Genomic DNA, 8501 nt, shown 5'->3' with positions numbered 1-8501 from the left:
GCGTCCCGCCGAAAACCTGAATCGTAAGGATTCCCTTGAAGCCTGATCTGTGATTCATCCTGTTTGGGAGGATGGATCATGTCAGCACCTTTGCCGGAAGCGCTACGGGCGCGATTTCAGAAGTTGGTTGAGGAAGGGTTAAGCGGGCGCGCGGCAGCGTTGCGCTTGAAGCTTTCGCCGGCCACCGGGGCGCGGTGGAGGCTTGCGATCCGACGTACCGGGCAGATCCGCGCGGCTCCTCAAGGTCGTCCCAAGGGCAAGGGAAAACTTGATCCGCACCGCAGCTTCTTCGCTGAAGTTATCGAGCAGGATGGCGACATCACGATGCCGGAACTGGCCTCTGCATTGCATGATGCGACCGGTGTGCGGGCGCACCCGAACGCGATTGGCAAATTTCTCCGCAAGCTTGGCTATACGCATAAAAAAAGTCGCTGGTCGCCGCCGAGCGCCGTCGAGCAAAAGTAAGGCAGCAACGCGAGCACTGGTTCAGGCATCGCATTCCGGCGGTGTCGGTTCAGCCCGAGCGCGTTGTCTTTATTGATGAAACCTCGGTGAAAACGAACCTGACCCGTCTCAGAGGATGGGCACCGCGCGGGGCTCGCCTAGCCATGGACGCACCATTCGGGTCATGGGGAACACAGACGTTCATCGCTGGCCTTACCGCCGAGGCCATGATCGCGCCGTGGGTGATCAAGGGCGCAATGGATGGCCCGGCCTTCGCAGCTTACGTCGAGAAGGTGCTGATACCAGAGCTGGCTCCCGGCACCGTGGTCATTCTCGACAACCTCGCCACACATAGGAACGCCGCCGCTGCCAACGCGATGAAGAATGCCGGGTGCTGGTTCCTCTTCCTCCCGCCCTACAGTCCTGACCTCAATCCCATCGAAATGGCCTTCTCGAAGCTCAAAGCACACCTCAGACGGATCGGCGCGCGGACATTCACCGACATGTTCGAGGCCATCGCCGAGATATGCGATCTCTATTCGCCCCAGGAATGCTGGAACTACTTCAAGGCTGCCGGATATGTCTCAGGTTAAAGACGGGACGCTTTAAGCCAGATCTTGTAAACCTGCCTGCATCATGCGGGCGGGTTTATACGTGTTTTGCCAGATTGCAGTTGGGGAAGGATGTACCCTTGCCCGGTACATCCCTGCCGTCCAAGGAATTCGGGAGTTTCTATCCGGGTGTTTTGAAATGCTTGGAGAGCTTCAGGCCCTGTCCCTGATAATTGGACGCGATTTCACGGCCATAGAGTTGAGTGGGCACCTCGGCCATGCGCTCATAAACAAGCCGCCCGACCACTTGCCCGTGTTCAAGAACAAAGGGAGCTTCGTGGCAACGGACTTCGAGCACACCACGCGAGCCGGCACCACCGGCTGCGTCATGTCCGAAACCGGGATCAAAAAAACCGGCATAATGGACCCTGAACTCTCCGACCATCGCAAGGTAGGGGGCCATTTCGGCAGCGTACTCCGGTGGAATATGCACGGCCTCACGGCTCACAAGAATGTAGAATGCGCCGGGATCCAGAATGATACGACCCTCAGAGGTGTGCACCTCTTCCCAGTATTCCGCCGGATCGTAAAACCCGATGCGTTCCAGATCGATCACCCCTGTGTGGGGTTTGGCGCGATAACCCACCAACGTGGTGTCGGGCAGCGCAAGATCGACAGAAAAACCAAGGCCTTGTTCGATCACCGCTTCGCCATCCACTAGGCGGCTTTCGGCATGCAGCGCGCGCAAAGCATCGTCGCTCAGCACGGATTGACCCGAGCGAAAGCGGATCTGGTTGAGCCGCATCCCCGGGCGCACCAGAACCGAGAAAGAGCGCGGGCAGATTTCCGCATAAAGCGGGCCGGTATAACCTGCCGGAATGCGGTCGAATTCAACACCGCCATCGATGATCGTGCGCGTGAGCAGATCAAGACGTCCGGTCGAGCTTTTTGCATTGGCCACGGCGGTTACGTCAGCAGGAAGATCAAGGCTCTCCATCAGCGGTACAAGATAGACGCAGCCCTTTTCCAGAACCGCGCCCCCTGACAGGTCGATCCGGTGCATCTCGAATTCGCGCAGGCGATCGGTGACGCTTTGACCGTCGCCCGCCAGAAAGGACGCGCGCACGCGATATGCCACCGTTCCAAGCCGCAGATCGAGGCTGGCGGGCTGGATCTGAGCCGGATCAATCGCGGGAGACGCCGAGATCTGTCCCGAAGAGATCATTTTTTCGATATGCTGATTTGGGGAGACGCCTGTCATATCACATCCTCCGCTGAGGTCTGGTGCGCGTGAGGAGTGCCAAGGGAGGGTGATTTGGTCGGGCTAGCAGGACTCGAACCTGCGACCTTCCGTCCCCCAGACGGACGCGCTACCAGGCTGCGCCATAGCCCGACTTGTGAGCGTTCATAGCGGTTTTGGCTCCGGGGGCAAGGGGGAATCACTTGAAATCCGTCAACGAGGAAAACCGCTTTTGGTCCAGCTAACCGGCAGACCCGGCAAGGCGGTCACGCAGCACCGCAAGTCGCCCGATCAGCGGTGCCATGGCGCGCGCTGTCTCGCTGTCCAGGGCTTTGACGCCGCGCAGGTGGTACAGGGTCCCGGGGGTCACGGCGATATCGTCCTCCATCGGAGGGTCGGGGGCTTCGACCTGCCTGGGTTTGGCCGGTTTGGGAGACTCGTTTCCGCCCATCGGATGCGTCAGGAATGCCGGAAGCGGAGAAGCTTCGGGTTCTGCCGCAGCTTCCGAGAGCGGCTGAGCGTCGCCCGCAGGTTCAGAGTCCTGCACGCTTGCTGCCACCGGCGATTCTGGCTCGCTCAAGGCAGTGGTTTCTGCCTTGGGTGTCTCCTGGCTTGCGCCGTCTGCGCCGCCGTCCTCGGGACGGGTCTGGAAGGGAACGACGTTTTCACCCAGCAGATCTTCGGGGTAGACCTCGATCGTCTCAGCTTCGATCTCTGCATGCAAATCAAGCGGCTGCGAGAATGAAGAGATATGCTGAACCCCTTGTTCACGAAGCATTTTTTGGACGCCCTTGATGGTCACGCCATCATCGTGAAGCAGCTTTTTGATGCCGCCCAAAAGCGCCATATCGCTTGGCCGGTAATAGCGTCGCCCGCCTGCGCGTTTCACCGGTTTCACCTGCGAGAACTTGCTTTCCCAGAAGCGCAGAACATGGGTCTGTACGCCAAGCCAATCTGCCACCTCACTGATCGTGCGGAAGGCATCGGGCGACTTATCCATGAGACATGTCCTGCTTTACTTCTTGTTCCCTGCCGCGACGCGATCTTTCATCAGATGCGACGGCCGGAAAGTCAGTACGCGGCGCGGCTGGATTGGAACCTCTTCCCCCGTCTTGGGGTTGCGACCCACGCGCGCAGATTTTTCTCGTACGCTGAAGGTTCCGAAAGAGGATATCTTCACCTGTTCCTGACGCACCAGTGCGTCGGACATATGATTCAACATCGATTCGACAAGTTGCGCGCTTTCGTTGCGAGACAATCCGACTTCGCGAAACACGGCTTCGCTCAGATCCATGCGCGTAATTGTTTTTTCACCCATCTTGTTCCCCGTTTTTCAGGAACGATAGGGGGTCAAAGGTTTCAGAGTCAATAAGCCTGTCCCGCAAGGGCTTGAATTTGCGGGGTTTCGCGCGCTACCAGCGCAGCACAACCGCGCCCCAGGCCAAACCACCGCCAATCGCCTCGGTTACGACAAGGTCTCCACGCTTGATCTGACCGCGTTCCTTGCCCACCGACAGGGCCAGGGGAATCGAGGCTGCAGAGGTGTTTCCGTGGTCTTCAACGGTCACGACAACCTTGTCCATCGACAGCCCAAGCTTCTTGGCTGTGCGCTGAATGATGCGAATGTTGGCCTGATGCGGTACGATCCAATCAATGTCAGCCGCGCTCAAACCCGCTTTTTCAAGGGCGGTTTGGGCGGTCGAGGCCAGTTTTTCGACAGCATGGCGGAACACCTGATTGCCTTGCATGCGCAAAAAGCCCGTCGACTGGGTCGAGACGCCACCATCGACATAAAGCAGATCCTTGTAGCGCCCGTCCGAGTTCAGATCGGTCGCAAGGATACCGCGGTCATCAGATGTGCCGTTGCCTTCCTGCGCTTCCAGCACCAGCGCGCCCGCGCCATCGCCAAACAGCACGCAGGTCGAACGATCCGTCCAATCCATGATTCGGCTGAAGGTCTCGGCACCGATCACCAGAACACGCTCGGCCTGGCCTGACAGAATCAGCGCATTGGCATTGGCCAGCGCATAGGTGAAACCGGCACAGACAGCCTGCACGTCAAAGGCAAACCCATGCGTCATTCCAAGTGCGGCCTGCACCATCGTGGCAGCGGACGGGAAAGTGAGATCGGCCGTCGACGTTGCCACGATCACCGCGTCGATATCTGCGGGCAGAAGACCTGCATCTTCAAGGGCGTTCTTGGCGGCATGGGTACCCATATCGGATGTGGTTTCACCCTCGGCGGCAAAATGGCGCCGTGCGATGCCAGAGCGTGAACGAATCCATTCATCGCTGGTATCCAGCGTTTTCTCGAATTCACTATTGGGAACGATCCGTTCCGGGAGGTAGTGGCCTACGCCAACCACGACGGCGCGTCGTGTCATCGGGATGCCTGTCCTTTATGACTCTTGTTCTTGTTGGCCCGGCTGTTTTCCAACTGCGGGCGTATCAGTGACATCCTGAGCAAGTGCTGCAGCAGATGCAACCCGTGCGGCAAGCTTTTTGGAAAAGCCTGACTGCGCCAATTGGAAAGCCAGTTTGACCGCAGCAGAGATGCCCGTGGCATCTGCGCCGCCATGTGATTTGACCACCGTGCCATTCAGGCCCAGAAACACGCCGCCATTCACACGGCGCGGGTCGATACGTTTCTTCAGCCGTTTGAGTGACGTCAATGCGAGAAGGGAGGCCAGACGCGACAGCGGTGTGTACTGGAACGCTTCGCGCAGCAGATCGCCGATCAGGCTGGCTGTGCCTTCCCCGGTCTTCAATGCGACATTGCCGGTAAACCCATCGGTCACGATCACGTCACAGACCGAGCCGGGAATATCGCCACCTTCGACAAAGCCGACGAAATCGAAATTCGCCTTTGTGGCGAATGAGCCGATCAGCTCATAGGCTTCCTTCAGTTCGGGGCGGCCTTTGTGCTCTTCCGTGCCGACATTCAGAAGGCCGACGCGCGGGCGGGGCAGGTCCATGCCGTTGCGCGCGTAAGAGGCACCCATCAATGCGTATTGCAACAGATCCTGAGCATCGGCGCGGATATCTGCCCCAACGTCCAGCATCACGTTAAAGCCTTGGACATTGCGAGAGGGCCACAAAATCGCGATGGCCGGACGGTTGATACCTGGCAGTTTACGCAGTCGGATGACCGACAGCGCCATCAGTGCGCCGGTATTTCCGCAAGACACCGCCACGGTGGCCTTGCCTTCACGTACCGCTTCCAGGGTGGACCACATCGACGTGGCCTTGCCGTTGCGCATCACGTGGCTGGGCTTGTCCTGCATGGTCACCACGTGAGGGGCGTCGCAGAACTCGACGCGGTCAAGCAACCCGCGCTTGCGCATCACCATGGGACGCAGCATGTCCTCGGGGCCGTGCAGAAGAAAGCCGATATCGGGGTTCTTATGCGCAGAAAGCGCAATGCCCGCGACAACAGCCGCGGGCCCGGCGTCTCCGCCCATGGCATCAACCGAGATGATAATCCGTCTCGGGTCTGCCGATTTATGCTCGGGCGAAGCCATCATGCATTTGCCCGTGAGAGCCGCGTCTTATGCCGCGTCTTCGTCCAGATCGATCTCATCGGCCTGGGCGATGATTTCTTTCTCGCCATAGTGGCCGCAGGAGGCGCAGACGTGATGCGGGCGTTTGAGCTCACCACAGTTCGGGCATTCGTTCGGATTCGCAGCGACCAGCGCGTCATGTGCACGACGGTTGTTGCGACGCGATTTCGATACTTTGTTCTGTTGGACAGCCATGTCTCAACCTATCATGTTCGGGCCTGCATGCGTCCCGGTGGACCCGCGCGGCGTGATTTCTATTTCGTTTCCGATATGGAGTGACGAGCGTTTAGGCCTGAGCCTGTACTTTGTCCAACCCTAAATCCGGTGAAGGCGCGAAAATACGCAGATTCTTTCATTCCGCAACCGGTTTTTTGTTTTGATCCCCGGCTCAACTTCACTCGCCGTCACCCAGTTTGCCGCGCAGAGCCGCGAGGCCGGCAAACGGGCGCACATCATCGTCCGTCAGCGGCGATTTGCCGGGTTCCGTAAAAACCGTCTGGTCCAGCCCCGCATCTGATGCGCGCGGATAGGTCGGGATATGCAGCGCCAGCGCTTCGATCATCACGGCGCTCAGGTCGATTTCCTTGGGAAGTGGTTCGACCGTGTCATCCTCGGGCATTTCCACTTCCGAGCCTTCGGGTTCCTCATATGCGGCCAGATACAGCCGGGTTACCGGTTGGTCGATCCGGGTAGAGACCGGCTCGAGCGTGACCACACAGGGTTGCACGACTGTTGCGCCCAATTGAGCATCAATGCGCCAGTCTGATTTACCCTGCGCGTTGATCTCACCGACAAAGCGCAGTTTGCGCAACCCGCTCAAGCCCAGCATGTCTGATATGGTTTTCATGTCGGCACTGTCCGGCACCAGCGAAAAGGCTGTAGGCCTGGACTGAGACAGATCTGCGATGCGGTACACAGATTGGAAAGGTGCAGATGCGGACATCAGTTTGTGCTTTCGTTTCTTGATCAGAAGGTGTTCCTTCTGTAATCGGGATACGAGCCATGGCAAGACGAGGCAAGGGGCCAGACATGACAAGACTGCCACAGCATATGCGACGGATGGCCCGTTTTGGTCTAGGCCTTGTGTTGGTTGGCGGGCTGGCAGCCTGCACGGCGACATACCGAAATCACGGTTATGTGCCGTCCGAAGACGATCTGGCCGAAGTCGTTGTGGGTGTCGATACCCGCGACAGTGTGGCTGAATCCGTGGGAACGCCATCCTCGGCGGGGATACTGAATAATGGCGGCTATTACTATGTGCGCTCGCGCGTGCGCCATCAGGGCCTGCGCGAACCCCAGGTGATTTCGCGCGAGCTTGTGGCGATCAGTTTTTCCTCCACAGGCGTTGTCGAGAATATCGAACGCTTTGACCTGGAAGACGGGCGTCCGGTGCGCATCTCGCGCCGGGTCACGGAAAGCTCGGTTTCAAATGATGGCTTCCTGCGTCAGTTGCTTGGAAATCTCGGTAACTTCAATCCGGGTCAGTTCCTCGAGTAAATCGGCCCGAGTCGCGCGCGCATGTCACGGCTTGTGCGCACGGGTTCCTGTGCGCTAGGTTTTTGTCCAAGGGACAGGCACGGGAACGATCATGCAGATACGAATGCCCATGCTGAGCCGGGGGCGCTATGGTGCCCGACTGGCCGACACGGCGCATGACCGGCAGGCAGCGCAGCAATTGCGAACCTTGGCGTTTCGGACAGACAGCCCTGACTGGGATCACTTTGACACGTGCTGCGCGCATATTCTGGTTCATGATCTGGCATCCGACGCGCTGGTGTGTTGCTTTCGCATGCTCATGCTGGAAGGTGGGGCCGAGCTTGCCCGCAGCTATTCCGCGCAGTTTTATGATCTGGAGGCGCTGGAGGGATTTGAAGGACGTATGGTCGAGATGGGGCGGTTCTGTATCCATCCCGATTGGCATGACCCGGATATTCTGCGTATCGCCTGGGGGGCGATGACCGCTTTTGTGGATGAAAACCGGGTCGAGATGCTGTTTGGATGCTCGTCCTTTGCCGGCACCGAGACGGCCCAGTATCTGGATGCGTTTGCCATGCTCAAGGCGCGCCATCTTGCTCCCAAGCGCTGGCTGCCAAGGGTGAAGGCCCCGGATGTGTTTCGCTATGCGGCCCGTCTGAGGCGCAAGCCGGACACCAAAAAGGCCATGCTGCGGATGCCGCCTCTGCTGAGAACCTATCTGATCATGGGAGGGTGGGTCAGCGACCATGCGGTGGTGGATCGGCAAATGAACACGCTGCATGTGTTCACCGGGCTGGAAATCGGGGCGATTCCCGATTCCCGAAAACGGTTGCTGCGCGCAGTCATCGGATAGGATCTGGGTATTTCAGACCAGAAAGAAGCAGCAATTCTTGACGTTTACGGATGGCAACGATAGCAGCGCAGCATGGCGCGTGTTCCTCTTTTACAACTGAGCGATATCTCTCTGACCTTTGGCGGAGAGCCGGTCTTTGATGGCCTTGATGCGGTTATCCAGCCGGGTGATCGTGTCGCCCTGGTGGGGCGCAACGGATCGGGCAAATCCACATTGATGAAGGTCATGGCGGGGCTTGTCGAACCGGATCGTGGACAGGTGATCGTCCCGCCGGGCCAGTCTGTCGGCTATATGGAGCAGGACCCGGATATGAGCGGGTTTGCGACTTTGGGCGAGTTTGCCGCCCACGGGCTAGAGCCGGGTGAACTCTACAAGGT

General features: G+C 58.8%; 11 protein-coding genes and 1 tRNA gene. 4 read left to right on the top strand and 8 right to left on the bottom strand.

Annotated features, from left to right (window positions below; all coding sequences use genetic code 11):
* The first annotated feature begins 78 nt into the window (after positions 1-78).
* Positions 79-1037, top strand: a protein-coding gene (locus WAO69_RS10060) for an IS630 family transposase (protein WP_422178613.1) whose coding sequence is annotated in 2 segments (ribosomal slippage) — positions 79-420 and positions 423-1037 — 957 coding nt in all. Because the reading frame shifts where the segments join, the coding sequence is not laid out codon by codon here.
* Positions 1038-1176: 139 nt separating this feature from the next.
* On the opposite strand, the gene WAO69_RS10055 is transcribed toward WAO69_RS10060, so the two are convergent.
* From WAO69_RS10055 to WAO69_RS10020, 8 genes are all read right to left on the bottom strand, one after another.
* Positions 1177-2256, bottom strand: coding sequence for a 2'-deoxycytidine 5'-triphosphate deaminase (locus WAO69_RS10055; RefSeq protein WP_422178611.1), 1080 nt, complete (start codon positions 2254-2256; stop codon positions 1177-1179).
* Between the two features lie 55 nt (positions 2257-2311).
* Positions 2312-2388, bottom strand: a tRNA-Pro gene (locus WAO69_RS10050).
* Between the two features lie 88 nt (positions 2389-2476).
* Positions 2477-3235 (bottom strand): MerR family transcriptional regulator, encoded by a 759-nt coding sequence (locus WAO69_RS10045; RefSeq protein WP_422178609.1) that lies wholly within the window; start codon positions 3233-3235, stop codon positions 2477-2479.
* 15 nt (positions 3236-3250) lie between these two features.
* Positions 3251-3553, bottom strand: a complete 303-nt coding sequence (gene ihfA / locus WAO69_RS10040; RefSeq protein WP_422178607.1) for an integration host factor subunit alpha — start codon at positions 3551-3553, stop codon at positions 3251-3253.
* Positions 3554-3647: 94 nt separating this feature from the next.
* Positions 3648-4619, bottom strand: coding sequence for a beta-ketoacyl-ACP synthase III (locus WAO69_RS10035; protein ID WP_422178605.1), 972 nt, complete (start codon positions 4617-4619; stop codon positions 3648-3650).
* A gap of 15 nt (positions 4620-4634) precedes the next feature.
* The gene (gene plsX, locus WAO69_RS10030; protein ID WP_422178603.1) at positions 4635-5759 is read right to left on the bottom strand and encodes a phosphate acyltransferase PlsX; all 1125 of its coding nucleotides are present in this window, start codon (positions 5757-5759) and stop codon (positions 4635-4637) included.
* A 24-nt stretch (positions 5760-5783) separates the two neighbouring features.
* Positions 5784-5990 (bottom strand): 50S ribosomal protein L32, encoded by a 207-nt coding sequence (gene rpmF, locus WAO69_RS10025; protein WP_422178601.1) that lies wholly within the window; start codon positions 5988-5990, stop codon positions 5784-5786.
* A 199-nt stretch (positions 5991-6189) separates the two neighbouring features.
* On the bottom strand, positions 6190-6642 hold the full coding sequence (locus tag WAO69_RS10020) for a YceD family protein (RefSeq protein ID WP_422178599.1): 453 nt from the start codon (positions 6640-6642) through the stop codon (positions 6190-6192).
* A gap of 182 nt (positions 6643-6824) precedes the next feature.
* On the opposite strand from WAO69_RS10020, the gene WAO69_RS10015 reads away from it, so the two are divergent.
* The 3 genes from WAO69_RS10015 to WAO69_RS10005 form a co-directional block, all read left to right on the top strand.
* Complete coding sequence (locus WAO69_RS10015; RefSeq protein WP_422178597.1) at positions 6825-7292, top strand: outer membrane protein assembly factor BamE; 468 nt, start codon at positions 6825-6827, stop codon at positions 7290-7292.
* A 91-nt stretch (positions 7293-7383) separates the two neighbouring features.
* Positions 7384-8124 (top strand): GNAT family N-acetyltransferase, encoded by a 741-nt coding sequence (locus tag WAO69_RS10010; protein WP_422178595.1) that lies wholly within the window; start codon positions 7384-7386, stop codon positions 8122-8124.
* A gap of 72 nt (positions 8125-8196) precedes the next feature.
* A partial coding sequence (locus WAO69_RS10005) for an ATP-binding cassette domain-containing protein (RefSeq protein WP_422178593.1) occupies positions 8197-8501 on the top strand: 305 nt, incomplete at its 3' end.

Origin of the sequence: Aestuariivita sp., assembly GCF_049276915.1 — a bacterium.
Lineage (GTDB): Bacteria > Pseudomonadota > Alphaproteobacteria > Rhodobacterales > Rhodobacteraceae > Aestuariivita.
This window is presented reverse-complemented; position numbering and strand designations above follow the sequence as displayed.